26 protein-coding genes and 1 pseudogene are annotated in these 25,877 nt (G+C 29.6%); 18 read left to right on the forward strand and 9 right to left on the reverse strand.

Annotated features, from left to right (window positions below; translation table 11 throughout):
- Positions 1–30: 30 nt before the first annotated feature.
- From atpA to PHZ07_01860, 6 genes are all read right to left on the reverse strand, one after another.
- Complete coding sequence (gene atpA / locus PHZ07_01835) at positions 31–1,545, reverse strand: F0F1 ATP synthase subunit alpha (GenBank protein ID MDD3284313.1); 1,515 nt, start codon at positions 1,543–1,545, stop codon at positions 31–33.
- 41 nt (positions 1,546–1,586) lie between these two features.
- Positions 1,587–1,988, reverse strand: a complete 402-nt coding sequence (gene atpH, locus PHZ07_01840) for an ATP synthase F1 subunit delta (GenBank protein MDD3284314.1) — start codon at positions 1,986–1,988, stop codon at positions 1,587–1,589.
- A gap of 1 nt (position 1,989) precedes the next feature.
- The gene (gene atpF, locus PHZ07_01845) at positions 1,990–2,493 is read right to left on the reverse strand and encodes a F0F1 ATP synthase subunit B (GenBank protein MDD3284315.1); all 504 of its coding nucleotides are present in this window, start codon (positions 2,491–2,493) and stop codon (positions 1,990–1,992) included.
- Between the two features lie 102 nt (positions 2,494–2,595).
- Positions 2,596–2,826, reverse strand: coding sequence for an ATP synthase F0 subunit C (gene atpE, locus PHZ07_01850; GenBank protein MDD3284316.1), 231 nt, complete (start codon positions 2,824–2,826; stop codon positions 2,596–2,598).
- 59 nt (positions 2,827–2,885) lie between these two features.
- On the reverse strand, positions 2,886–3,698 hold the full coding sequence (locus tag PHZ07_01855) for a F0F1 ATP synthase subunit A (GenBank protein MDD3284317.1): 813 nt from the start codon (positions 3,696–3,698) through the stop codon (positions 2,886–2,888).
- A 3-nt stretch (positions 3,699–3,701) separates the two neighbouring features.
- Positions 3,702–4,022 carry an AtpZ/AtpI family protein gene (locus PHZ07_01860; GenBank protein ID MDD3284318.1) on the reverse strand — a complete coding sequence of 107 codons (321 nt, stop codon included), beginning with the start codon at positions 4,020–4,022 and terminating at the stop codon, positions 3,702–3,704.
- Positions 4,023–4,205: 183 nt separating this feature from the next.
- Between PHZ07_01860 and PHZ07_01865 the strand changes: the two genes are divergently transcribed.
- Positions 4,206–4,913: a hypothetical protein gene (locus tag PHZ07_01865; GenBank protein MDD3284319.1), complete on the forward strand. Its 708-nt coding sequence runs from the start codon at positions 4,206–4,208 to the stop codon at positions 4,911–4,913.
- A 99-nt stretch (positions 4,914–5,012) separates the two neighbouring features.
- Here PHZ07_01865 and PHZ07_01870 read toward each other — a convergent pair whose 3' ends face one another.
- The gene (locus PHZ07_01870) at positions 5,013–5,657 is read right to left on the reverse strand and encodes a hypothetical protein (GenBank protein MDD3284320.1); all 645 of its coding nucleotides are present in this window, start codon (positions 5,655–5,657) and stop codon (positions 5,013–5,015) included.
- A 133-nt stretch (positions 5,658–5,790) separates the two neighbouring features.
- Here PHZ07_01870 and PHZ07_01875 point away from each other — a divergent pair.
- The 5 genes and pseudogenes from PHZ07_01875 to PHZ07_01895 all read left to right on the forward strand — a co-directional run bounded on the left by PHZ07_01875 (position 5,791) and on the right by PHZ07_01895 (position 11,106).
- Positions 5,791–6,086: pseudogene (locus PHZ07_01875) on the forward strand (GIY-YIG nuclease family protein).
- A 248-nt stretch (positions 6,087–6,334) separates the two neighbouring features.
- Entirely contained in the window at positions 6,335–7,096 is a 762-nt protein-coding gene (locus tag PHZ07_01880) for a hypothetical protein (protein ID MDD3284321.1), read from the forward strand.
- A 10-nt stretch (positions 7,097–7,106) separates the two neighbouring features.
- On the forward strand, positions 7,107–10,064 hold the full coding sequence (locus tag PHZ07_01885; GenBank protein ID MDD3284322.1) for a UvrD-helicase domain-containing protein: 2,958 nt from the start codon (positions 7,107–7,109) through the stop codon (positions 10,062–10,064).
- A 7-nt stretch (positions 10,065–10,071) separates the two neighbouring features.
- Positions 10,072–10,368 (forward strand): DUF721 domain-containing protein, encoded by a 297-nt coding sequence (locus tag PHZ07_01890; protein MDD3284323.1) that lies wholly within the window; start codon positions 10,072–10,074, stop codon positions 10,366–10,368.
- Between the two features lie 195 nt (positions 10,369–10,563).
- Positions 10,564–11,106: an NYN domain-containing protein gene (locus PHZ07_01895; GenBank protein ID MDD3284324.1), complete on the forward strand. Its 543-nt coding sequence runs from the start codon at positions 10,564–10,566 to the stop codon at positions 11,104–11,106.
- Between the two features lie 257 nt (positions 11,107–11,363).
- Here PHZ07_01895 and PHZ07_01900 read toward each other — a convergent pair whose 3' ends face one another.
- Complete coding sequence (locus PHZ07_01900; GenBank protein ID MDD3284325.1) at positions 11,364–11,855, reverse strand: hypothetical protein; 492 nt, start codon at positions 11,853–11,855, stop codon at positions 11,364–11,366.
- Positions 11,856–12,058: 203 nt separating this feature from the next.
- Between PHZ07_01900 and PHZ07_01905 the strand changes: the two genes are divergently transcribed.
- From PHZ07_01905 to PHZ07_01935, 7 genes are all read left to right on the forward strand, one after another.
- Positions 12,059–12,448: a hypothetical protein gene (locus PHZ07_01905; protein MDD3284326.1), complete on the forward strand. Its 390-nt coding sequence runs from the start codon at positions 12,059–12,061 to the stop codon at positions 12,446–12,448.
- 4 nt (positions 12,449–12,452) lie between these two features.
- Positions 12,453–13,493, forward strand: coding sequence for a phenylalanine--tRNA ligase subunit alpha (gene pheS / locus PHZ07_01910; protein ID MDD3284327.1), 1,041 nt, complete (start codon positions 12,453–12,455; stop codon positions 13,491–13,493).
- Between the two features lie 27 nt (positions 13,494–13,520).
- Complete coding sequence (gene pheT, locus PHZ07_01915) at positions 13,521–15,944, forward strand: phenylalanine--tRNA ligase subunit beta (GenBank protein MDD3284328.1); 2,424 nt, start codon at positions 13,521–13,523, stop codon at positions 15,942–15,944.
- A gap of 66 nt (positions 15,945–16,010) precedes the next feature.
- Positions 16,011–16,394: a hypothetical protein gene (locus tag PHZ07_01920; GenBank protein MDD3284329.1), complete on the forward strand. Its 384-nt coding sequence runs from the start codon at positions 16,011–16,013 to the stop codon at positions 16,392–16,394.
- A 104-nt stretch (positions 16,395–16,498) separates the two neighbouring features.
- Positions 16,499–18,577: a DNA topoisomerase (ATP-hydrolyzing) subunit B gene (gene gyrB, locus PHZ07_01925; protein MDD3284330.1), complete on the forward strand. Its 2,079-nt coding sequence runs from the start codon at positions 16,499–16,501 to the stop codon at positions 18,575–18,577.
- An 11-nt stretch (positions 18,578–18,588) separates the two neighbouring features.
- Complete coding sequence (locus tag PHZ07_01930) at positions 18,589–18,906, forward strand: DUF2584 family protein (GenBank protein ID MDD3284331.1); 318 nt, start codon at positions 18,589–18,591, stop codon at positions 18,904–18,906.
- A 1-nt stretch (position 18,907) separates the two neighbouring features.
- Positions 18,908–19,450: a histidine phosphatase family protein gene (locus PHZ07_01935; protein MDD3284332.1), complete on the forward strand. Its 543-nt coding sequence runs from the start codon at positions 18,908–18,910 to the stop codon at positions 19,448–19,450.
- Between the two features lie 71 nt (positions 19,451–19,521).
- Here the strand turns inward: PHZ07_01935 and PHZ07_01940 are convergent, their stop codons facing one another.
- A complete protein-coding gene (locus PHZ07_01940) occupies positions 19,522–21,006 on the reverse strand; it encodes a lyase family protein (GenBank protein MDD3284333.1) in 1,485 nt (494 codons plus the stop codon).
- 203 nt (positions 21,007–21,209) lie between these two features.
- On the opposite strand from PHZ07_01940, the gene PHZ07_01945 reads away from it, so the two are divergent.
- From PHZ07_01945 to pyk, 5 genes are all read left to right on the forward strand, one after another.
- Positions 21,210–21,500, forward strand: a complete 291-nt coding sequence (locus PHZ07_01945) for a co-chaperone GroES (protein MDD3284334.1) — start codon at positions 21,210–21,212, stop codon at positions 21,498–21,500.
- A 74-nt stretch (positions 21,501–21,574) separates the two neighbouring features.
- Entirely contained in the window at positions 21,575–23,209 is a 1,635-nt protein-coding gene (groL, locus tag PHZ07_01950; protein MDD3284335.1) for a chaperonin GroEL, read from the forward strand.
- Positions 23,210–23,327: 118 nt separating this feature from the next.
- On the forward strand, positions 23,328–24,128 hold the full coding sequence (locus PHZ07_01955) for a hypothetical protein (protein ID MDD3284336.1): 801 nt from the start codon (positions 23,328–23,330) through the stop codon (positions 24,126–24,128).
- A gap of 12 nt (positions 24,129–24,140) precedes the next feature.
- Positions 24,141–24,437, forward strand: coding sequence for a hypothetical protein (locus PHZ07_01960; protein MDD3284337.1), 297 nt, complete (start codon positions 24,141–24,143; stop codon positions 24,435–24,437).
- 3 nt (positions 24,438–24,440) lie between these two features.
- Positions 24,441–25,871 (forward strand): pyruvate kinase, encoded by a 1,431-nt coding sequence (pyk, locus tag PHZ07_01965; GenBank protein MDD3284338.1) that lies wholly within the window; start codon positions 24,441–24,443, stop codon positions 25,869–25,871.
- Positions 25,872–25,877: the final 6 nt, after the last annotated feature.

A 25,877-nucleotide genomic window follows, 5' to 3' on the forward strand; every position in this document is an offset into this window, starting at 1 on the left:
CTTCAGCTTTCAGGTTTTAGCTTTCAGGGATTATATTGTTTTTTTATATTCTTCTACTACTTTTTTGATTTTTTCTTGTATCGCATCACTGAAATCCTTTGTTTCTTTTATTTCTTTTGTTAATTCTTTTGCACTAATATCTAAATATTCATAAAGTCCTTTTTCAAAACTTCTAATATTTTCTACATCTACATCATCTAGCAATCCATTTGTAAGAGCAAAGAAGGATATAACCTGTTTTCCTACTTGAATAGGGGAGTATTGTTCTTGTTTAAATATTTCCATAAGTCTTTTACCTCTTTCAAGTTTTATTTTTGTATCTTCATCAAGATCTGAACCAAATTGAGCAAAAGCAGCTAATTCTCTAAATTGAGCTGCTTCTAATTTCAATTTACCAGCAACCTTTTTCATAGATTTTATTTGAGCAGATGATCCTACACGAGAAACTGAAAGTCCTGAATTAATAGCCGGTCTTTGACCTTGATTAAATAAATCTGTTTCAAGGAAAATCTGTCCATCAGTAATTGATATAACATTTGTAGGAATATAGGCAGATACATCTCCTGCTTGTGTTTCAATAATAGGAAGTGCAGTGATAGATCCACCACCATTTTCTTGACTTAATTTACAAGCTCTTTCAAGTAATCTTGAATGTAGATAAAAAACATCTCCAGGATATGCTTCTCTTCCTGGTGGTCTTCTAAGAAGTAGAGATATTTCACGATATGATACGGCATGTTTTGATAAATCATCATATATTACCAACACATCTTCACCTTTTTCTAAGAAATATTCTGCCATAGCACAACCTGAATAAGGTGCTATATATAGAAGTGATGCAGGATCAGATGCGCTGGCTAGAACTACGGTAGTATAATCCATAGCTCCTGATTTTTCTAATTTTTCCATTATTCCTGCAATTTTTGATTCTTTTTGACCGATAGCTACATATATACATTTTACATTTTCACCTTTTTGATTGATTATAGTATCAATTGCTATAGCTGTTTTTCCTGTTTGTCTATCGCCAATTATAAGTTCTCTCTGTCCACGTCCTATTGGTATAATAGAGTCAATTGATTTTATACCCGTCTGAATTGGTTCATTTACTGATTCTCTTGCCATAACTCCAGGAGCAACTTTTTCTATTGGGTAATATTTTTCAGTTTCTATTTCTCCTTTACCATCAATAGGTTCTCCAAGTGAATTTAGAACACGGCCAATTATTTTGTCACTTACTGGTACTGATAATATTTTTCTCAAACACTTTACTTTGTCACCTTCTTTTATTGTTTTGTAATCACCAAGCACAATAATACCAACTTCTCCGTCTTCTAGATTTAGTACTACGCCATTTACTTTGACGTTTTTTTCATTTTCAAATTCTACCATTTCACTCATCATAGCATCATCAAGTCCAGATACTTTTGCAATACCATCTCCAATTTCTATTACACGTCCGACAATTTCTTCTTTTGCATTTGATTTGTGATCAGAAATTTGTTTTTTTAATTGCTCTACAATAAAGTCTTTGTTTATTTGCATATATTTTATTTTTCAGTAATTATCTTTTGTGATAATACTTATTATTTACTAATATTATTTTTTAAATTATTAATTTTCGTTTTAAAACTATTGTCCAATATTCTGTCTCCATATTTTATTATTGCTCCAGATATCAAACTTTTATTTATTTTATTTTCAAACTCTATTTTTTTTGCACCAGTTTTTTTTGCTATAAATGTCTCTATATGAGAGAGGACTTCTTTAGTAATAGGATTTGCTGTTTCCACTTCAACATTTACTATATTATTTTCACTATTATATATACTTATAAAATTTTCTATTATTTTATTTTGGTTTTTTATTTGATTTTTTTTGATGAGTAATTTTGTAAATTTTTCTATTTCAACTTTAATATCATCAGGAGATTTGTCCTTTGTAATTTCAAATAATAATTGAGAATATTTTTTTGGGCCTACTTTCATATTATTTTATATCAAGAGATTTTTTTATAATTTCCATATCTTTTTTGTCATCTATTTTTTCTTCCAATATCTTTTTTAAAGATTCTGCAATAAGCTCTGCTGTCTGTGTTTTTATTTCTTTTATTGCTTTGTTTTTTTCAAGCTCTATATCTTCTTTTTCTTTTTTGACTATATCTTTTAATTCTTCTTTTGTTTTCAAAACTATTGCTTCTCTTTTATCTTCACCAGCTTTTGTAGCACGTTCTATTATTTCTTTTGCTGATTTTTTTGCTTCTGATGTAGCACGTTCTATTATTTCTTTTTCTTCATTTTCAATGCTCAATAATTTTTGTCCAGCTTTTTCTGCATCTTCTAATCCTTTTTCAATTTTATCTTTTCTTTCATCTAAAAACTTTAGTATTGGTTTGTATGCAAATTTATACAAAACAAAAAAGAATATTGCAAAGTTTATAAATTGAGCTATGAGTATTTTTAGATCCAGTCCTAATACATTGAATAATTTCATATTTTTATTTATCTCGCTTAGCGGGATTGTTTAATTTATTTATTTAAAAAACAAAGATATTCTGCTCTTTTTTACAAAGAAGAGCAGAATGAGCTCTGGTTTTTAAGATGCAAATAATATAAGTAGTGCTACTACCAAACCATATATACCAGTTGACTCTGTAACTGCCATACTTGCAAACATGAATGGTATTATTTTGTTACTTGCTTCTGGGTTTCTACCAATAGCTGATAATGCTTGACCCCCAATAAAACCTTCACCAATAGCAGGACCAATAGCTGCGAGTCCTATTGCAAGTCCAGCACCTATAAATTTTGCTGCTTCTGCGTCCATATTTTTTTATCCTTATGCCGTATTTCAGGCTTAATTATTAAATATATAAATTATTTTTGTTAATTTTGTTCTGCTAACTCTTCTTCACCAGTATCTCCAGCCATTTTTATAAATATCAAAGTTAATATTGAAAATACAAATGCCTGTACAATAGCTGTGAGTAATCCTAAAAATTGCATTGGAAGTGGTGCTATGAAAGGTGCTAGAAATAGAAAAACAGCGCCCAGTACTTCACCAGCAAAAATATTTCCAAATAAACGAAAAGACAAGGAAACTATCTTTGCTAATTCTCCTACAACGTCCATAAGTCCAAGAAATAAATCTAACAATCCTTGAGCTAATATTCCAGGTTTGAATTTTCCTTTAAACAATTCAAGGAAGAAATTTTTTATTCCAATTACATTAATAAATTTGAAGATGTATCCAAAAGGACCAAATGCTATTATAGCTACTATTTGGGTTGTTATTACAGATATTATTGTCATTACAAAAACTAAACTATAATCAGCTATAATTGCTCTAAACAAAGGAACCATTCCACCAGCTGTTTTTATTGTTATTGCGGATTGTCCTGGGATAAATGTGGCCATATTTGCCATAAGTATAAAAAGAAACAAAGTAAAAACCAATGGAAATATCTTTTTTGATTTTTTTTCATTTCCCATTACGCTTTCTACGAGTGAATAAGCTCCCTCTATAAGTATCTCAAATGCATTTTGTAATCTTCCTGGTACTTGTTTTAGAGAAAATCTTATTATAAGAGTTGTTATCATTATAAATAGAGAGAGTACAACAGCCCATAAGAATGAGTTTGTAATAGGAAGTGCTCCTATATAAAATAATATTTGTGGTGAAAGTGATATGCTTTCCATATATTAAAGTTTATTTTCATCATTTTTTATAACTTCTTCGTCTTTTTTATTTTCTGGATTTGGATATATTGTATTAAATTCTTTTATTAATTTTTTTATTCTTCCAAACATCAAAATATTTGTTACTATAAAAGCTACAACTACGCTACTTATCATAAATAATGGTTTTGTATGAAATATTTTATCTAATATAAACCCTATTATAAGAAAAACTATAAGTGGTCCAAGAATTGATGATGCATTATACGTAATCATTCCAAGTGCTAGTTCTTTCATGCTACTTGGTTTTTTTAATAATCTCTCTTTTGCTAATTTATTTTTCATTTTTGAAAATTGATATAAAAAAAATGTATTTCCGAAATACGCAACAATTATACACTTAATTGATTCTTGGGTCAAGGGTATAAAAATTTTGATTTTTAATTAATTTGCCTATTCTAGTATTTGTATATACAATATACTTTTCAAACAATAAAAATTAAAAAATATATAAAAAGTGGAGGAACAATGAATTCGGATTTTGGAAGAATTTTTTACACTCTTGGTTTTTGTGGAATCGAGAAACAGCATCTTTCTATTAATAAAGTTTTGGATCTCAAATATTTATTTATCCCTCATAGTGGAGATAAATGTATTATTGGAGGTGTAGAAACTATATCTTTAAAAACAATAGAAAACGCAGTTACTTGTATAGAAATAGATCTTTCTATGCATCACAATCAGGCATTTAAATGTCTGAGGTGTGTTCCTGGAGATGTTATTTCTGGTCCACCAAAATGGTCTTTGGTTATTCATTATGATACATTAATATCTGGAAGTATTGTTTTTTTTCATAAAAATGACGCCGAAAGTATTGACATTAACATGTTTATTGATGAGCTTATTTTTGATTTTTCAAAAAGAGGTTATCATATCAATAATAATCTTATAGAGAATATTTATAGGGATAAGGATTTTATAAACAAAATAATTCAATTTCCTGTATTTTGTTTTCATTATAAACATGCAACTATAATGAGTAGAGTCGAGAATGTACTTATATCAAAAGAGAGAAATGGTGAAGAATATTTTCTCAATATCAATTTTACTATCAGTACAAATATGAATCTGAAGAGCATTAGAAAGTCTTTAACAACAATTTCTAGTGATTGGGAAATACTTTCTAGTCATGGCTCAGGTACAAAATTATACTCAGGAGAAATGTTTATGGACTAAATCTATAGAACAATATATGAGCAGCTCTTTTTTAAGGGCTGTTCTTTTTTATAAAAAAAGGTGAGGCACCGAAGTGCCTCTTAAGATTGTGTTGGATTTTTACCCAAAGATTTCAAAGCCAATTTTAATAGCTTGAAATTCGTCGGGAAATAATGCAATATCGTTAATATTGAATATTCCATCCTTGTCTTCTTTTGTGGAGACCCTGATATTATCATTGCTTGTGATAATCTCAAATCCAGCACTAGAAAATCCTGGAATGTGAGCACAGATCTCATCTGAGTCTAGGAGTATTCCGTAAGTTGTTACATTTTTGTCCTGATATAGGACTGTGAGACAAGATTCTTTTAGCCAGAAAATTTCATTCAGATAGTTTACTGTTTTTGTCCCAAGCTCTTCCTGGATTTCCCTTAGGAGAGCAACAAGACTAGCTTCTTCCGAATTGTTTTCTAGGCTTTTTAAAACCTCATCTATTTTAGTTAAGACATTACTGTTTCCGTTTAGTGCTGGAATAAGTTTTTCTCCCAGTTCTCTGCGAATTGTAAGTACCAAACCTTTTGTTTTTCCATCACTTTCCATGTCTATCTTGCCATGAGCCGTGACTTGACATAATCCAACGAAGGATTGCGTCTTTAGTCCGGTTTCTGGCTCATAGGTATATTTGCCCCTTCTTGTTAGGAGGCAATGCGTTGTATTTTTCCAACGGAAAAATACAAGTAATCCGACTGACTTTTTCTTTGTCATTATTCCTCCATTATTTAGTTTGACGTAATTTTATATATTACGATTTTTAAAGCAATATGTCAATCTCATATTTTGACTGGTAAGTTCAAAAGGGCTAAAATGAGAATGTAATATAATTGTTAGAAAAGCGATTATGAAGTATAAAAAAGAATATTTTGTTTATATTATGGCAAGTGTAACTAGTGTTTTGTATGTTGGAGTTACAAATAATATTTACAGAAGGGTGCTGGATCACAAATCAGGATTTATAGATAGTTTTCAAAAAAATATAAATGTAAAAAATTGGTCTATTATGAAAGTGGAGATAATATACGTATAATGATTGATAGAGAAAAACAAATAAAAAAATGGAGAAGGGAAAAGAAAATAAATTTGATAAATATAAATAATCCAAGTTGGAAAGATTTGAGTGAAGATTGGTATAATTAGTGTGGTCATTTCGACCGATCCCGCATAGCGGGAGAGCGGAGAAATCTCGTGGTTATTAAATTAAATTTCAACTTCGAGACTTCTCCACTTCGGTCGAAGTGACTGCAGAAATGCGAGACTTCTCCACTTCGTCAAGCTAAGCTTGACTTCGGTCGAAGTGACATCTAACTTTGTTTGAGGTGACTAATAAAATTGAACCATAAATATTTTTTTAGTGTTTGTTTATTATTAATAATTTATAAAAATTTATGGAAGAAGAGAGATTACAAAAAATAGAAGAACATAAAGATTATTTAAAAAACAATCAGATCATTATTATTCTTGTTCTTATTGCAATAATAATTGTTGTTAGTTTAGTTTTTATTAGACAAATTTTATATGTAAAGTCAATAAATACTGATTTACAAAATAAGAACACAGATTTAGAAAATAAAATTATGTCTCTAGATAAGCAAATTCAATCCGAAAAAGATACATATGAAAATATTTTAAAAGAGCAGACACAAAAAGATATTGATGAAAGAAACAATATAGTATCGTCCAAGATGACTGGTTGGAATACTTATTATGATGCGAAAAATAATTATACAATTAAATATCCAAATAATTGGATTAGTATGAAAGATACAAGTGATTGGATAGTATATTTTTTGAATGAAAATGTAGGGGCCCCACTTGAAATGAGTTCAAATGGAATTTTTGTCGTTGTAAGTGCTAATGTAAATTCAGATAATTTAACTTTGTCCGATTGGATATCAAGAGAAAAAATATCTAAAGGAACAGAAATTTTAAGCTCAGAAAATATAAATATCAATGGCATAGAAGCTATTCAAAGAATAAAAGATGCAACACAAGTTGAAGATACAAGTGGGTTATATAGCATACATACTTATTTTTTAAAGGATAATACGATTTATTCCATTGTTGGGATGTCTTCTGATAAAGAGGGTTTGAATAAAAATATAGAAGAATATAAATATATGGTTAATAGTTTTGACTTTGTAAAATAAATTAATAATAATGATAAATTCTGATATAAAATTAAATCCAGAGCAAAAAGAAGCAATAAGCTATGGTGAAGGACCACTTTTAATAGTAGCAGGAGCAGGAACTGGAAAAACAACTGTACTTACACAGCGCGTTTTTCATTTGTTAAAAAATAAAAAATTGACTCCAGATAATATTTTGGCGCTTACTTTTACAGAAAAAGCGGCAATGGAAATGGAGGAGCGAATTGATAGAGCTCTTCCTTATGGATACTCAGATTTGTATGTTATGACTTTTCATAGTTTTTGTCAGAAAATCTTGGAAGACAATGGAATTGATATTGGTATTCCTAGTAATTTCAAAGTTTTAGATGAAGTAGGAATTTGGATGCTTATTAGGAAAAATTTAGATAAATTTGATCTTGATTATTACAAACCACTTGGAAATCCTACAAAATTTATAAAAGAATTGATAAAACATTTTTCTAGATGTAAAGATGAAATTATTAATCCTCAAGATTATTTGGACTATTCTGAAAAGATTAGGTTAAATCAAGACAGAAGAGCAAATGAAGAGATGGAATTAGAGACAAAAAGATTAGAAGAAATTGCAAATGCATACCACGTATATCAGCAAATACTTTTGGAAAATGAAGTACTAGATTTTGGAGATTTAATAAATTATTGTTTGAAACTTTTCAAAGAACGACCAAATATTTTGAAAAAATATAGAGATCAGTTTGAATATATATTGGTAGATGAATTTCAAGATACAAATTATGCTCAATATGAACTTATAAAATTATTATCTTACCCAAAAAATAATATTACAGTTGTGGGAGATGATGATCAAAGTATTTATGCATTTCGTGGAAGTTCTATGAATAATATTTTGGGATTCAAAAAAGATTATCCAAATACAAAAGAAATATTTCTTACAAAAAATTATAGATCAACTCAAAACATTTTGGATTTGTCATATTCTTTTATAAAACAAAACAATCCAAATAGACTAGAAGTAAGGCTTTCTGACGGAAAGAAAAAACTTAGTAAAAAATTAAAATCTTTGACAAATGATTTGGGGGAAATAGAGGTAATAAGAGCGCAGAGTGAAACAGATGAAGTAAGTGAGGTAATAAAAAAGATTTATGAAATTATGAAAAAGGAAAAAAATTTGACTTGGAGTGATTTTGCAATTTTGGTAAGGTCAAATTCTCAGGCAAAACCATTTACTATTGGACTTGAAGAAGCTCAAATTCCTTATGCTTTTTTGGCTTCTCGTGGACTTTATGAAAAAGAAATTGTAATGGATATTGTATCTTACTTAAAACTTTTGGATAATTATCATGAATCATCTGCAATGTGGAGAATATTGAATTTGAAGTTTTTGGATATCTCAAATTCTGACATTATAAATTTGTCTCATACTGCAAAGAAAAAAACACGATCACTTTATGAAATTGCAAAAAATTATCAAATGTATACAAGAGTTTCTCCAAATACTGAAAAATCTTTGCAAAAAATAGTTTCTTTGATAGAAAAACATAGCAAACTTTCTCTTGAGCAAAATGTTTGGAAAGTTGTTTGGGCTTTTCTAAATGATACTGGATATTTGAAGTGGCTTGAAACATTGAGCGAGGCAAAAAAACAAGAAACTTTCAATTATTTAAATCAGTTTTATAAAAAAATTCAATTGTTTGAAAAAGAATCTGATATTGCAAGAGCAAAAGACTTTTTGGAATTTTTTAATCTCGAAATAGAATCAGGTGAGAAGGGAAAACTTACAAATAATTTAGATGATGGGCCAGAATCTCTAAAAGTAATGACTGTTCATGGTGCAAAAGGACTTGAATTTCAATATGTTTTTATAGTTGGGCTTGTGGATAAAAGATTTCCAAGTACTGAAAGATCTGAGGTAATTCAAATTCCAGATGAACTTGTAAAAGAAATACTTCTTGATGGTGATATTCATCTTCAAGAAGAGAGAAGATTATTTTATGTCGCAATGACGAGAGCAAAAAAAGGATTGTATTTTACTTGGGCATTGGACTATGGTGGTTCAAGACTCAAAAAACCATCAATATTTTTGAAAGAATTAAATCTGATAAAATTAGAAGAAGATTTTGTAAAAGAAAATCCTGATATTATAGAAAATTTGAAATCAGAAGTATATGAAGATACAAGAAAAATTAGCAAAGAAGATTTGCAGAAATTATTACCAAAACAATATTCATTTTCTCAGGTAGCGGCATATGATAGCTGTCCTAGACAATATTATTATGCACATATTTTGAAAATTCCAACTTTGGGAAAACATGTTTTTAGTTATGGAAGATCTATGCATTTGGCACTTCAAAAGTTTTTTCAACTTGTAAAATCTCGACAAGACAAAAAACAAACAAGCTTGTTTGATAAAAGCGAAGAATATGATAATAAAAAATTACCAGTAACATTAGATGAGCTTTTGAAATTGTATGAAGAAAATTGGATAGATGATTGGTATGAAAACAAGGAAGACAAAAAAAAGTATAGAGAACAAGGAAGAAAAACTCTGCAAGAAATTTACAAAGATATAGAAAACAATCCTCCAAAAGTAAAATTTTTGGAAAAAGGTTTTAATGTTAGATTTTCAGATTATAGTTTCAAGGGAAATATTGATAGAGTGGATATTGTTAGTGGTGGAGTACAATTGGTAGATTACAAAACTGGAACTTCAAAACAAAAGTTGGGCATAGAAGACAAAAAACAACTTTTGATTTACCAGATAGCTTATGAAGAAGTTTTCAAAGAAAAAGTTAAAAATTTGAAATTTCATTATTTAAATGATAATACTGAAGTAGATTTTCTTGGAACTCCCAAAGAATTAGAAAAAGTAAAAGAAAAATTGGTAGATATAATAAAAAAAATAAACACTTGTGATTTCAAAGCAGACCCAGAAGAGCATAAGTGTGGTTATTGTGATTTTAGAGGTATTTGTGCTTTTAAAAAATAAATAATATATGTCACTTATTTCAATAAAAGATTTATTACCACAAAGTTTATCTAGAAATAGAATCAAGCCACAAATTGAAGCTGTAAATGTTTTGGCAAAATTTAGAAGTATTATAAGGGAAGTCTGGGGTGATGAAGTTTGTGAATTTGTGGAGCCAAAATATGTAAAAGAAAGAGTTTTATATATTCATTGCAATTCTTCTTCGGCTACAAATGCGTTGTCACTTGCAAAGAAAAAAATTATAGAAGAAATAAATAAATTGTCAGAAGAATCCTTGGTGGATGATATTGTTTTTTGGCAGTGAGTTAGCTATTAGCTATCAGCTATTAGATTTTAGGTTTTATAAATTATGCTTTTGCATATTTTTTGTTTTGACTAAATATAAAAAAAGCGTAATATGTAGATATTATTTGATATAATTTTGAAGATTATGAATAAATAGGAAATAATTCAAATTATTAATACATTAGAAGAAACAAAGGAAAGAAATATAGTAATTATTGATTTTGGTAATTTAGTGCATTGGTCAGATACGCTAAAATGGAAAATTGGAATGAAAGAGTTAAAAAGTTTAATTATGCATTTTTGTTATGGAAAAAAATATTTAAGAAGATTTTACTATGGTAGTGATTATGGTCCTAAAGATAGTTCTCAAGTTTTGACTGATTGGTCGAGTGGAGTTATAAATACTGCAAGAATGAATAATTTTAAAATAATCACAAAAAGAGTTAAATATATAAAAGATCAAAACTATAAAGATGGATATGTAAAAAAGAGTGATTTAGATATTGAAATGGCAGTTGATTTAATAAAAGAAAGAAATAATTATGATAAAATTATAATTTTTTCTGGAGACGGAGACTTGTCATATGTACTAAAATATTTAAAGGAAGAATTTAATAAAATTTCATATATTTTTACTGCCAGAAATCATCTTGGAAAAGAATTACTTGAATGTTATGAAAATCATATAATAGAAAAAATATTATTTGTTGAAGATTTTGAATATAGATTAAATGAAAATAGATTTTGTAAAAGATAAATCAAAAATTCGTCCGTAAGGACGAATTCTGAACAAAATTTGGTAGACTTATAGTCCACATCAGTATTATATAAATTCGTATGATAATTGTCAAATAATTATCCACATGCCACTCGGTAGGCAGGCGACTTTCAGTTTTTAGTATTAAATTATGCTTTTGCATATTTTTTGTTTTTGATATTTTTTCAAAAAAAGCGGGGCACGACTAGGTCGTACCCCCAAATTTCAGCTATTCAATGTTCCATAGCAAGTCGACGCTACAGTAACATCGAAGCCGAGCGGGATTGCAAGCGAGGGATAAATTGGTAGCTTTTGCTACCGATAAATGCTATGTTGGTGGTGCCGCTGGTGAAGTTTAAGCCGGTAATTTCGTATGGCATCTTGAGTACGGTCACCTCTACACTCTTTCGAATCACGTCGGGTGAAACATTCATGTTAACGGTGGCGGTGGTGAGGATTGGCGGTGATGTAGTAGCAGCATCACCCAGGTTACGAGAAGGTACCATTGGAGATTGAACCACACTTTCGTTTTCATTGCTGGTGGTTGGTGGTGGTGCGTTTATAGCATCATCAACCAAGTTCTCCGGGTAATTGCACGGCAACATTTCTTCGCTTACGTTCACGTTATTGATTGCTACGGGAGGACTTGTTGCTCTCGCCGCAGTAATCATAGGTTGAACGGAGGCGACCAATGCAACACTGATAAAAATCAGCATGCACACAACGAGTACTAGTTTTGTCAGTCTCATTGTTCCTCCTGTATAGCTTATTTCTCAAGGATTTTGTCTAAATTTATCCCTGAGATTATATTGATTTCATATTAATATATTTTTATTATTTTTGTCAAATTTTTTATCCACGTCCGACGTTGCCAACGTCGGACGTGGATATTTTTTGCTATTAATACTCTTTTTTTATATAATTAAATTATAATAATTTATTACTGTAAGATATGAATCTTAAAAGTTTTTTAGTATTTATGACTATAGGTACTTTGCTGTCTTGGTTTGGGTGGTTTATGATTTTGTTTTTTATAGATCCTAGTGAGGCAGGTATTTTAGCGTTTTTATTATTTTATTTAACACTTTTAATATCAATACTTGGTACGGCTACGATAATTGGATTTTTTACAAGAAAAATGTTCTTAAAACAAGAATTGGCATTTGAACATGTTATAGTATCTTTTAGACAGGGTTTGTGGATTTCTATAGTTGTTACAGTTTCCTTATATTTACAATCAAAAGAATTACTCATTTGGTGGAATGCAGTTTTGCTCATATTAGCACTTGGCTTAATTGAATTTTTCTGCTTAAATTATCAAATACAACAAGAAAAAAAATAATTTTATGGAAAATAAATTAAAAGATATAAAAAATAAGGTATTAAGTGAAATTTCAAAAATAAAAGATTTGGAAGAATTTCAGCTTTTAGAAAAAAAATATCTTGGTAGAAAAGGTGAATTTACGAGTATTATAAAAGAAATAAAAAATTTAGCAGAAGACAAGAGGCCAATTATTGGACAATTTGCAAATGAATCAAAAATAGAGCTTGAAAATGCTTTTATAGAAGCAAAAAGTGTTTTTGAAAATGTAATAGATAATGTAAAAGAAATTGTTTCAAATTTTGATCCAACTCTTAGAACTAAAAAAAATGATATTGGTCATTTGCACCCAAGTACAATAGTCCAAAACAAAGTTGTAGATATTTTTAATTCTATGGGATTTATGGTGCTTGATGGTCCTGAACTTGAATCAGAATATTATAATTTTGAAGCTCTAAACATTCCAAAAACACATCCAGCCCGTGATATGCAAGATACTTATTTTATAAAACAAGACAAAAAATTAAAGAACAAAGAAAAATTAGTTCTTAGAACTCACACTTCTGCAAAACAAGTAAGAGCAATAGAAGAATTTGGAGCTCCACTTCGTGCTATATTTCCTGGTAAATGTTTTAGAAATGAAGCAACAGACGCATCACATGACAATACTTTTTATCAGCTTGAAGGTCTTATGATTGGAAAAGATATTTCTATTTCAAATTTGGTAGCTGTTATGAATAATTTATTATCAGAAGTATTTAATAGAGAGGTAAAGACTCGTCTTCGTCCAGGATATTTTCCTTTTGTTGAGCCAGGTTTTGAACTTGATATAAATTGTCTTATTTGTGGTGGCTCAGGTTGTAGTGTGTGTGGTGATGGATGGGTAGAACTTGTTCCATGTGGACTTGTACATCCAAAAGTTTTGGAAGCTGGAGGATTAGACTCAAAAGAATGGACTGGTTTTGCATTTGGTATGGGATTTACACGTCTTGTAATGATGCTTTATGGAATAAATGATATAAGATTATTACAATCAGGAGATTTGAGATTTACCAAACAATTCTAATCAAAACAATTTTAAATAAATAAAAATATGTTTGTTTCTAAACAATGGTTAAAAAATTATGTAGATATTCCAGATAATTTATCTCCTCAGGAACTTGCTGACAAAATTACAATGTCTATAGTAGAAATTGAAAATATTATTATTCAAGGTGAAAATCTCGAAAATATTGTGGTAGCTCAAGTAAAAGAAATAAATAATCATCCAAATGCAGATAAATTAAAAATTTGTCATGTTGATGCTGGAAAAAGAGGAGTCTTTAAAATAGTTTGTGGTGGAAATAATTTGTACAAAGACATGTTTGTTCCACTTGCTCTTCCTGGTTCAAAAGTAAAATGGCATGGAGAAGGCGATTTTATAACACTTGAAAAAACAAAAATAAGAGGGGTTGAATCAGAAGGAATGATAGCTGCAGCTGAGGAAATTGGTTTGTCTAGTAATTATATGATAGAAGGTGGGGTTGCAGATTTGAAATTAACGCAAGATGATTTGGGAATTGATTTAAGTGAAGCAATGAAACTTGATGATGTGATATTTGAAATTGATAATAAATCTCTTACAAATAGGCCTGATTTATGGGGACATTATGGAATAGCAAGAGAACTGGCAGCGCTTTTAGATCTAAAATTTAAGGAAATAAATTTTGATACAAAAATAAAATCAAAAGATGAAATTAAATTAAAGGTAGATATAGAAAATAAAGAAGTATGCTGTAGATATATGGGGGTTGTTGTAAAAGATATAGAAATACTTCCTTCCCCAGAATGGATTTCTAAATCACTTGAGAGAGTTGGGATAAGATCCATAAACAATATTGTAGATATTACAAATTTTATAATGCTAGAGCTTGGTCAGCCACTTCATGCATTTGATTTAGAAAATATTGAAGATGAAAAAATTATTGTAAGAAATGCAAAAGAAGGGGAAAAATTTGTTACACTAGACAATGAGACAAGAATTCTTACAAAAGAAGATTTGTTAATTTGTGATAGCAAAAAACCAATTGCTTTGGCAGGGGTAATGGGAGGACAAAATAGTCAAATTACAAATAATACAAAATCAATACTTATAGAATCTGCAAACTTTGATGCAAGTACTATTAGAAAAACTTCTTCAAGATTGGGACTTAGAACAGATTCAAGTAGTAGATTTGAAAAATCATTAGATCCAAATTTGGCAAATGATGCAATCTGTAGATCAATAGAGCTTATAAAAAAATTAAGTCCAAAAAGTTATATTGCAAGTCAATTGGTAGATGAAAATTTTTCAAAAGAAAAAAATATAATAATAAATTTAGATATAGAATTTGTAAACAAAAAAATAGGAGAAGAGTTACCAAGAAAGACTATTATAGAAATTCTTACAAGATTGGGATTTTTTGTAAAAGATAAAAAAGAATTTTTAGAAGTTTTGGTTCCTAGTTATCGTGCTGGGGGAGATGTTAGTATTGCTGAGGATTTAATTGAAGAAATATCTAGAATTTATGGATATGATAATATCAAACCACAATTACCAAGTGTTTTATTAGAAGCTCCTTTTAGAGATAAATATATTTGGATAGAAAGAACTATAAAAGATATAGTTTCAGGAAATTTGGATTACAATGAGGTATATAATTATTCTATGATTTCAGAAGACGATATTTTTAAATTAAAAGATAAAAAAGATGATTATATAGAAATAGCAAACGCGGTTTCAAAAAATTTAAAATATTTGAGAAATAATCTTCTTGTAAATTTGTGTAAAAATATATATGAAAATTTGAAGAATTTTGATAATTTTAAAATTTTTGAAATAGGAAGAATTTTTGCAAAAAGTGACGGAAGATTTAAAGTATCTAAAGATTCTAAAGAATTTTTACCAAAGCAAGATAAAAATTTGGCAATGGCTATGGTTGGAAATTTATTTGAATTTTTTGAATTAAAAAAAGATGTGGAACTTTTACTTCATAGATTAAATGTTGAGTATTGTACAACTCCTTGTGATAATATATATTTTGACAAAGAAGTATCTTTGAAATATTTTGTAGATGACATGGAAATTGGTTGTGTAGGAAAATTGGACAAAGAAATATTGAAAAATTTTGATATAGAAAAAGATGTTTTCTATGTAGAATTCAATACAACAATTTTGGTAAAATCTTCACATGATATGAAAAAATATCAACCAATATCAAAATATCCAAAAATGATTCAAGATATTTCTATGTTGGTTTCATATAACTATAAGTGGCAAGATATTGAAAATAGGATAAATTCTATTTCTCCACTTATAGAAGATGTAGATTTATTTGATGTATATGATGGAGATAAAATAGAAAAAGGAAACAGATCATTGGCATGCCACATTACATTTCACGATTCTACAAGAACTCTAGTTAGTGAAGAAGTGGAAAAAATTATGAAAAATGTAAGAGAAATGCTTGTAAAAGATTTTAAAGTAAAAATAAGATAAATAAGCTATCAGCTATCAGTTTTTAGGATCTGACAGCTAAAAGTTAAATAGCTAACAGTTAACTATATGTATGAAATAAAAAAAATAGTTCCATTTTCATTTGCAAAATATGTCGCACTTATATTTTTGATGTTGGGATTTTTTTCTTATCTTTTTAGTTTTTTGTATGATTTTGTAAATTCACCAGAAGATTTTAAAACAAATTTTACAGCAGATTTTGCTAGAAATTTATCTATTTCTTTTGTAGTAGATCTATTGTCTATATATATACTTTCTTTTGTAATAACCTATTTGTTTATAGTTGTTTACAATTATATTGTAAGAAAAACGAAGATGAGAGGAATAGTCTTGGAATTTGATTTGGTGGATGATTCTATTTTAGAAAAAAAAGATGATTTAGAAAAGGAGAATCAAGAAAATATTAAAAAAGATGATAAATTTGTAGTATAAAATACTATAAATTCAAAACAAAAAACCACTTGTGTTTTAAGTAGTTTTTTGTTAAAATAAGGGTAGAATCTGAAAGATTTTGTTTTTTATTTATCTCATAAAATATGCCTAAAAACGAAGAAAAAATCAAAAAAAGTGGGTCTTATAACGCTAGTGAAATTACTGTTTTAAAAGGACTTGATCCTGTGCGAAAGAGGCCGGGAATGTACATAGGAAATACCGCTAGCCAAGGTCTTCATCATTTAATTTGGGAAGCAGTGGATAATGCTATTGATGAAGCTATGGCAGGATATTGTACGGATATAGAAATAAAACTTTTACCAGAGGGTAAAGTATCTGTTTCTGATAATGGTCGTGGTATTCCAGTAGATTTACATAAAGTTACAAACAAAAGTGCTCTTGAAACTGTTATGACTACGCTTCATGCTGGTGGTAAGTTTGGTGATAGTGGGTATAAAGTTTCTGGTGGTTTACATGGTGTTGGTATTAGTGTTGTAAACGCACTTTCAAAATGGATGAGAAGTGAAGTAAAAAGAAATGGAAAATTGTATTATCAAGAGTATAGCAAGGGTCATGCCAAGACTAAACTTATGATAGAAAAGGGTAGGGTAGAGGGTACTGGTACAACTCAAATTTTTCAACCAGATGATGAAATATTTACAGTATTGAATTTTGATTTAAAGATTATTTTGAATCATTTTAGGCAACAAGCATACCTTACAAGAGGAATAAAAATAAAATTAATTGATGAAAGAATAGATAGAGGCAAAGACAATGAAGGTAATAAAATACAAAGTCCCTCTTATACTTTTTATTTTGAAGGTGGTATAGCCTCTTATGTAAGGCATTTAAATATAAATAATGAAATAGAACAAGAAAATGTTTTTTATATAGAAAAAGAAAGAGAGAATGTAAATGTTGAAATAGCGCTTCAATATTGTTCAGAATTTCAATCTAGTATATATAGTTTTGCAAATAATATTTCCACTATAGAGGGTGGTATGCATCTTATAGGTTTTAAAAATGCACTTTTAAAATGTTTAAATGATTATTCAAAAGAAAACAATATTTTAAAAGAAAAGGATGGGATTCTTACATCTGAAGATATAAAAGAAGGGCTTACAGCTGTTGTGTCTGTAAAAATTCCAGATCCACAATTTGAAGGACAGACAAAAGCAAAACTTGGAAATGTAGAAGCAAGATCTGCGGTTTATTCTGTTTTCAAGGATTATTTTTCAGCATTTTTGAATGAACATCCAAATGATGCAAAAGCAATAATAGGAAAATGTGTGCTTGCATCTCAGGCAAGACAAGCAGCTCGTTCTGCAAGAGAAGCTGTTATAAGAAAAGGAGCTCTAAAAGGTATAACTCTTCCAGGAAAACTTGCAGATTGTTCTTCTAGGAAGCCAGAAAATTCAGAAATGTTTATAGTAGAGGGAGAAAGTGCTGGAGGAAGTGCAAAACAGGGTAGAGATAGAAACACTCAAGCAATACTTCCGCTTCGTGGAAAAATATTAAATGTAGAAAAGTCTCGACTAGACAAAATGCTTGCAAACAAAGAAATAAAATCTCTTGTAATAGCAATGGGTACAAATATAGCAGAAGATTTTGATGTAAAAAGATTACGATATCATAAAATAGTTATTATGACTGATGCTGATGTAGATGGTTCTCATATTAGAACACTTCTTCTTACATTGTTTTATAGATATTTTCCAGAGCTTGTATACTCAGGATTTATTTATATTGCACAGCCACCACTTTATCAGGTAAAAAAGGGTAGTGATATTAGATGGATTTATTCGGATGATGAATTGCAAGTAGCTCTAAAAGATATGGGAATAAATCAAAGTATAGACGACATAAAAGAAGAAATAACAGAAGGAGAAGAACCAGAAGAGGGTACAGAAGAAGAATTGTCTGACGAAGAAAATGCAAAATCTACGAAAACTCAAACAGAAAAGAAATTCAACATTCAAAGATACAAGGGTCTTGGAGAAATGAATCCAGAACAACTTTGGGAGACAACAATGAATCCAGAAACTAGAAAAATGAAAAGAGTTACTATTGATGATGCTGCTGAGGCAGATTCAGTATTTGAGAAGCTTATGGGCTCAGATGTTGATCATAGAAAGAGATTTATACAAACTCATGCAACTAGCGTGAAAAATTTGGATATTTAATTAGCAAGATTATGGGAAACCCATTTTTATTGCAAGCTTGTTTGAAATTGGACAAAAGTGAAATGCCAAATTCTTTTGAAATTGGCAAAGAATATAGTTTTGCCAAAAAAGGACATAGAATTTATCAAATAAAAGTTCCTATGGATCTACGAGATAATTTTTGGAATGCGTATGGAAGGTGTGTAATAACAAAATACACATTAGGAAATGATGAAACAATAGGAACTTATGTAATAGTAAAAATATTTGATAGTGAACAAGCAAAACATGTTACAAATACTTATGTATCAGATGAAGAAGTTTGTAATATTTTAAAAAATACAAAATAAAATGTCAGTAAATATTACTTATTTTGTTCATGGGACAACAATAGATAATGAAAAAGATTTGGCTTCTGGTTGGTGTGACACTGATTTGTCGGAGTTAGGAGTAAAACAATCTATAGAATTAAAAGAATGCATCAAAAACAAGAAATTTGATGTTGTTTTTTGTTCGGATTTAATTAGAGCAGTTCATAGTGCAGAGTTAACATTTAAAAATATAGAAATAATAAAAGACAAAAGACTTAGAGAATGTAATTATGGATATTTTACTAGAAAAAAATCCAGTGAATTTAAAAATAGATTAAATAATTTTATAGAAAATCCGTTTCCAAATGGAGAAAGCTATTATGATGTAGAAAATAGAGTAAGAGAACTTGTAAAATATTTGAAAGATAATTATAATAACAAAAATATTGCAATTGTATGTCACCAAGCGCCTCAATTAGCACTTGATGTAATTTTGAAAAATATGACTTGGCTTGAGGCAATTGATAATGACTGGAGAATTACTCATTCTTGGCAACCTGGCTGGGAATATGTGATTGAGTAATATAATAATATAAAAGATAAGACCGGGGGTTTATTCCCGGTCTTTTTGTATTTTTTACTTCTTTTTTGTATTTACATTATTTGTTCTAAGATTGCTTCTGCCCAGTCAGCAACTTCATTAGCTTTTTCTGGGGCCAATCCTATATACATACTAGGATTAGATAATAAAGATTTTATCTCATCTGGTATATTAGTCGTTGCTTCTGCAACTTTTTCATCTCCTTGGGAATATGTAGTTAGCGCTTCCATTAGACTTATTTTGTTTTGAGATGCTATTTTCATTAGTATTTTATTGACGAGCCTATGAGCATCTCCTGTATAACCGGCCATTTGAAGGGCTATATATATAGGCTCACCAAGTACAGTGTCAGCACTCATTTGAAGATTCTTCAGACAATAATCTTCATTGATAAAGATTCGTTTGAGGAAGGAATCTTTTTTTGTTTCTTCATCAAGTCTGTTGAGTGTATTGAGTTGAACTTGAAGATTGACAGGTATGGTTGGCAAGGATCTCAGAAGAGAACTACCAGTTAGATCTCTTTGGTGCTCAGATATAATGGTGTCAAATACATTACCGTATATATTCTTTGACATAAGATACATACCTTCCATGTTTTCAAAGCTGATGGGATTTCTTTTGTTTGCCATGGTAGAGGAGCCATCTTGGTCTTTGGAAAATGGTTCAGTTATCTCTGATATTTCCGTTCTCATAAGGTGACGGCAGTCTCTTCCAAGTTGAGCTATAGAGCCACTTGTGAGAACTATGTCATGAAGAAATCTTGCAGACGGTTCAGGTGGGAGTATTTGTGTACTTATGAGAGATGGTTTCATTCCGAGGTATTTAAGAACACAAATTTCAAAGTTTGTGGTCTTATTAAATCCTAAGTGTTCTTGGGCGTTGTACGTCCCAACTGCACCAGATATTTTTCCGCACAATTGTCGGAAGTGTCTGTCCATTTCAACTAAATTGGATACAATTCTAAAAAGAATTGTTGCAAACCAGAAACCAACAGTAATTGGGAGTGCGTGTTGGCCATGAGTTCTTCCAATTTGTTTAATGTCAGAATACTTTCTGACCATAGATATGAGATCTCTCACTGTAGAGCGAATAGATGGGTTTAGCACATTATAATATGCCAAACGATATATATAAGCTCTTCCAGTGTCTAATGCGTCATAACTTGTCAGTGGTACGTGAATCCATTTGCCAATTTCAGGTCCAACTATTTCCTGTATAATTTGAACCAATGCTCTGATATCATGTTTTGTTTTCTCTCTCTCCAAGGTTTCTATTTGAGTTCCAGTGATACTTAGCATTTTGTGAATTTTGTCGTTCGTTAGTAATTTAGCTTCTGATTCCGGGATAATTTTAGTTTCTATCAGTGCTAATAAATTTGCTACCTCAACCAGTATTGCACCAGTGTAGGTAACGTCATGACCAAAATATGGTTTCAGTTGAGTTGGTTGATATCTTGGAATGCCAGGCATCATAAGATTACTCATGGATTTTAAGATATCTTCATTAGGCCAAACTATTGGTATATTTTTTGGTATCATGGTATTACTCCTTTATTTAATTTTTAAATATCTGCCTAAAAATTATCATATTTACAGCTCAAAGTAAAGTTGTACCCAGCGGGTGACCCACCGGGTGATTTGAATATTGACACTATGTTTTTTTCGAGATATTATAATAAGTACTTAGCACTCCAATATTATAAGTGCTAAAAATAAATATCTAATAATTAATAAATAAAGCTATGAAATTAAAGCCAATATTTGACAATATTGTTGTCAAAAAAATTGAAGAAACAGAAACAACAAAGTCTGGCATAATAATGCCTGATACAATTGATAAAGAAAAGCCACAAAAAGGTGAAGTTGTTGCAGTTGGATCTGGTAAGATTTCTTTGGAAGGAAAAACAATTCCAATGGAACTAAAAATTGGAGATAGGGTATTATTTAGAAAATATTCTCCAGATGAAATAAAAATTGATGGAGAGGAATATCTTGTAATGACTCAAAGTGATGTAATCGCAATTTTGGAATAATTCACAACTATTAATCAATTGATCTCCCGCAAAACGGGAAAAATATAATCTTAACAATTAATTATTACAATAATATGGCAAAACAAATACTATATAGTGAAGACGCTAGGGCAAAAATAAAAGCAGGTGTTGATAAACTCGCAAATGCGGTTAAAGTCACTCTTGGTCCAAAGGGAAGAAACGCTGTTTTGGGTTCTGGATTTGGTTCCCCTACAATTACAAAAGACGGAGTAACGGTTGCAAAAGAAATAGAACTTGAAGATAAATTTGAAAATGTAGGCGCTGAAATGGTGAAAGAAGTAGCATCAAAAACAAATGATGTTGCAGGAGATGGTACAACTACAGCAACTGTTCTTGCACAAGCAATAATTTCGGAAGGTATAAAAAATGTAACAGCTGGTACAAATCCAATGTCTATAAAAATCGGAATTGAAAAAGGTGTAGAGTATATAGTTGAGAATTTAAAAAAAATATCCAAGAAAATAGAAACAAAAGAAGAAATATCTCAAGTTGCTTCAATTTCTGCAAATGATTCTGAAATAGGAAATGTAATAGCAGAGGCAATGGAATCAGTTGGTAAGGACGGTGTTATTACAGTAGAAGAATCTCAAAGTTTTGGAATTACTAAGGAGGTTGTAGAGGGTATGCAATTTGATAGAGGTTATGTATCTCCATATATGATTACAAGTCCTGAGAGAATGGAAGCTGAATCAGAAGATCCATATATACTTATAACAGACCAAAAAATTTCTTCTTTAAAAGAATTTTTACCTCTACTTGAAAAAATAGCACAAACTGGCAAAAAAGATTTAGTAATAATAGCCGAGGAAGTAGATGGCGAGGTTCTTGCTACGCTTATTGTGAATAAATTAAAAGGAATATTTAATGCAGTTGCCGTAAAAGCTCCTGGATTTGGAGATAGAAAAAAAGAAATGCTTGAGGATATTGCAATTTTGACAGGTGCAAAAGTAATTTCAGAAGAAGTTGGTTTTAAATTAGAAAATGCTGATATAGAAATGCTTGGATCTGCAAGAAAGGTTGTTGCTACAAAAGACAACACTACTATAGTAGAAGGAAAAGGTGATAAAGGAGATATAGAAAGTAGAATAAGTATAATAAAAAAGCAAATAGAAAAATCAGATTCTGATTTTGATAGAGAAAAATTACAAGAAAGACTCGCAAAACTTTCTGGCGGTGTTGGTGTTATAAAAGTTGGTGCTGCAACTGAAACTGAAATGAAAGAGATAAAACATAGAATAGAAGATGCGCTTTCTGCTACAAAAGCCGCAAGAGAAGAAGGAATTGTTGTTGGTGGTGGGGTAGCACTACTTAGATCATCAAAAGGTTTAGAAAATGTAAAAGTTGATGGTGAAGAAAAAGTTGGACTCGATATTTTGAGAAAAGCAATTGAAATGCCCATAAAACAAATTGCAGAAAATGCTGGTAAAGATGGAGCTGTTATATCAGATCAAGTAAAAATAAATGAAAACATAAATTATGGATATAATGCGAAGACGGATATTTTTGAAGATTTGATAAAAGCAGGAGTTGTTGATCCTACAAAAGTTGTAAGAAGTGCTCTTCAAAATGCTGCTTCAATTGGTGCTATGTTTTTGACAACAGAGGCTGTAGTAGTAGATTTGCCAACTAAAGATGATTGTTCATGTAAGAGTAATCCTGGTATGGGTGGGTATCAAGGAATGATGTAAAAAGCTAAAAATATATTTTTACAAAAACTCCCAAGTTATACGACCTGGGAGTTTTGTTTTATTGTAAATTTATCTTATAATATATATAAGAGTTTTAAAAAACTGCAATTTTATTTTTATGAATTTTATTGATGAAAATGAAAAGAGTATGAGTAATCTTTTGGATATAGAAAATTCAATTTCTAATGATAATTTTAGTGTTGGCAAAGAATATAAAAATCAAATTAATGAAGATAAAGAATCTCTTCTTTTGAAAATGAAAGCACTCTCTAAAACCATGAAAGATTATGAAATAAAAAAGAAAAACAAAAATATAAGTTTACTTCTTAGTAATATGATAAATGTTGAAACAGGGGAGGATAATTCTATTTTATATGGTATAGAAAATCATGACGAGTTATTTAATAATGAAGATGGAATTACGAAAGAAGAATTAAAACAAAGAATTTCTCAATTTTCTCCAAGAGTAGAAAATAAAAAAGATATTATTTTAAAAAATGAAAAAACTGATCAAAATAGCACATTGAATTGGTATATCAAAATTTCTTGGTTACCAGTTTTTTTTATTAGTTTATTTAATTTTTTATTATTACTTATAGATCATTATGTAGTTTTGGGAAACAAATTTGCTACGAATTTTGTTTCTTTGTATTTATGGAAAATGCCTTTTGAAATTTTTGTTTTTTTATTATTAAGTGTTTATATATCTAGAAAAATCAAACAGACTCCTGTGGTTTCAGGGCTTGCTTGTGCCTTTGTTGGGTTTGAATCAGGGGTAATTATTGCTCTAATGCAACTTTTTTTCTATAGAGATATGTGGAATATATTCAATTTATCTCTTGAGGGAATATTTTTGGCAGTTAATGGTGCTGTGGTGGGTTTTATATTAGGCGCAATATTTTTTGAAGTTAAAAAATAATCCAAATAATTTATGTTAAAAAATTTGTCAAAAGAAAAAATTGCAGCTATGAGTTATTTGTGGATACTTTGTTTTATACCATTTATTATAAGTAAAGATGAATTTGTAAGATTTCATGCAAAACAAGGTTTTGTTTTGTTTGTTATAGAGGTTTTACTTGTTTTTGTTGGATGGATACCTATTATAGGTCAGATTTTGATAGTTCTTATAATAATAACAGCAGTACTTGGATTTAGAAGTGCGATAGAGGGAAAAAAATGGGAAATTCCTTTTGTTTATGAATTATCAAAAAAAATTAATATAAAATAATTTATGAAAAGAACCAAAATTGTTGCAACAATAGGGCCTTCATCAAGTGATTATAAGGTTTTGCTTAAAATGGCAAAATCTGGTATGAACGTTTGTCGATTGAATTTTTCTCATGGATCTTATAAAAATCATTTGGAACTTATAAATAATATAAAAAAAGTTCGAAAAACATTGAATGAGCCAATAACTATAATGCAAGATTTACAAGGCCCAAAAATTAGAGTCTCTGATGTCTCTCGTGATGGTGTGAGAGTTATTAAGGATGAGCAAATAATACTTATACATGATAAAATAGTAAATTATAAATTATTAGTAGGTTCTGATTATAAAATAATTCCAGTATCATTTCCAATTCATAGTGTAGTCAAAAAAAATAATAATATTTTGGTTCATGATGGACTTATAAAATTACGTGTTATAAAGTTAGAAAAAGATTTGGTTTATTGCAAGGTTTTCAATTCAGGAATCATTTTTCCTCACAAAGGCATAAATATTCCAGGTGTAGATATTGTAGGAAGTGCTATTACAAAAAAAGATGTTGAAGATTTGAAATTTGGTTTGAATCATGATATAGATTGGGTCGCACTTTCCTTTGTAAAAGATCATAAAGATATATTAAAAATCAAAAAATTGATAAAAAAGTATAAGCCAGGAATGGATGTAAAGGTGATGGCAAAAATAGAAAAGCCAGAAGCGGTAAAAGATATAAAAAAAATTATAAATATTTCTGATGGAATAATGGTTGCAAGAGGTGATTTGGGGGTAGAGCTTAGCGTAGAAAAGGTTCCTATTGTTCAAAAAGATATAATCAGAAAATGTATTGAGGCTGGCAAGGTTGTTGTGGTAGCAACTCAAATGCTAGAGTCGATGGTTGAAAATAGTCAACCTACACGCGCAGAGGTGTCTGATGTTGCAAATGCAGTAATAGATCACGCAGATGCTCTTATGTTATCAGGGGAAACAGCCTACGGAAAATATCCAGTAGAATCAGTTTCTATAATGAGTGAAGTTATTACAAATACAGAAAATTCTCCATATGATGATGATTTGAAATTGATAGATTCAAATAAAACCAGTAATGTATTAGCATTATCAGAATCTGTAAAAGATTTGGTTTTAAACTCAAAAGCAAAAGTTATAGTTGTAGCTACTAATTCTGGATTTTCTGCAAAGATGATTTCAAGATATAGACCTGAAACCCCTATTATAGCCCTTGTAAATAGTGACAAAGTAAAAAGGCAATTGAATATTTCTTGGGGAATAATTTCCTTTGATATGCCAAAATGTAAAGATATAAATGTTTTGATAAATAAATCAGTAAAATTAATAAAAGATAAAAAAATTGTGAAAAAAGGTGATCTAGCTGTTATTGTTACGGGTCAGCCAGTTGGATTAAAAGAAAATATGAATATTATAAAGTTACAAAATATTTAAAAAATC

Source organism: Patescibacteria group bacterium (assembly GCA_028692545.1).
Lineage (GTDB): Bacteria > Patescibacteriota > Patescibacteriia > UBA1558 > S5-K13 > STD2-204.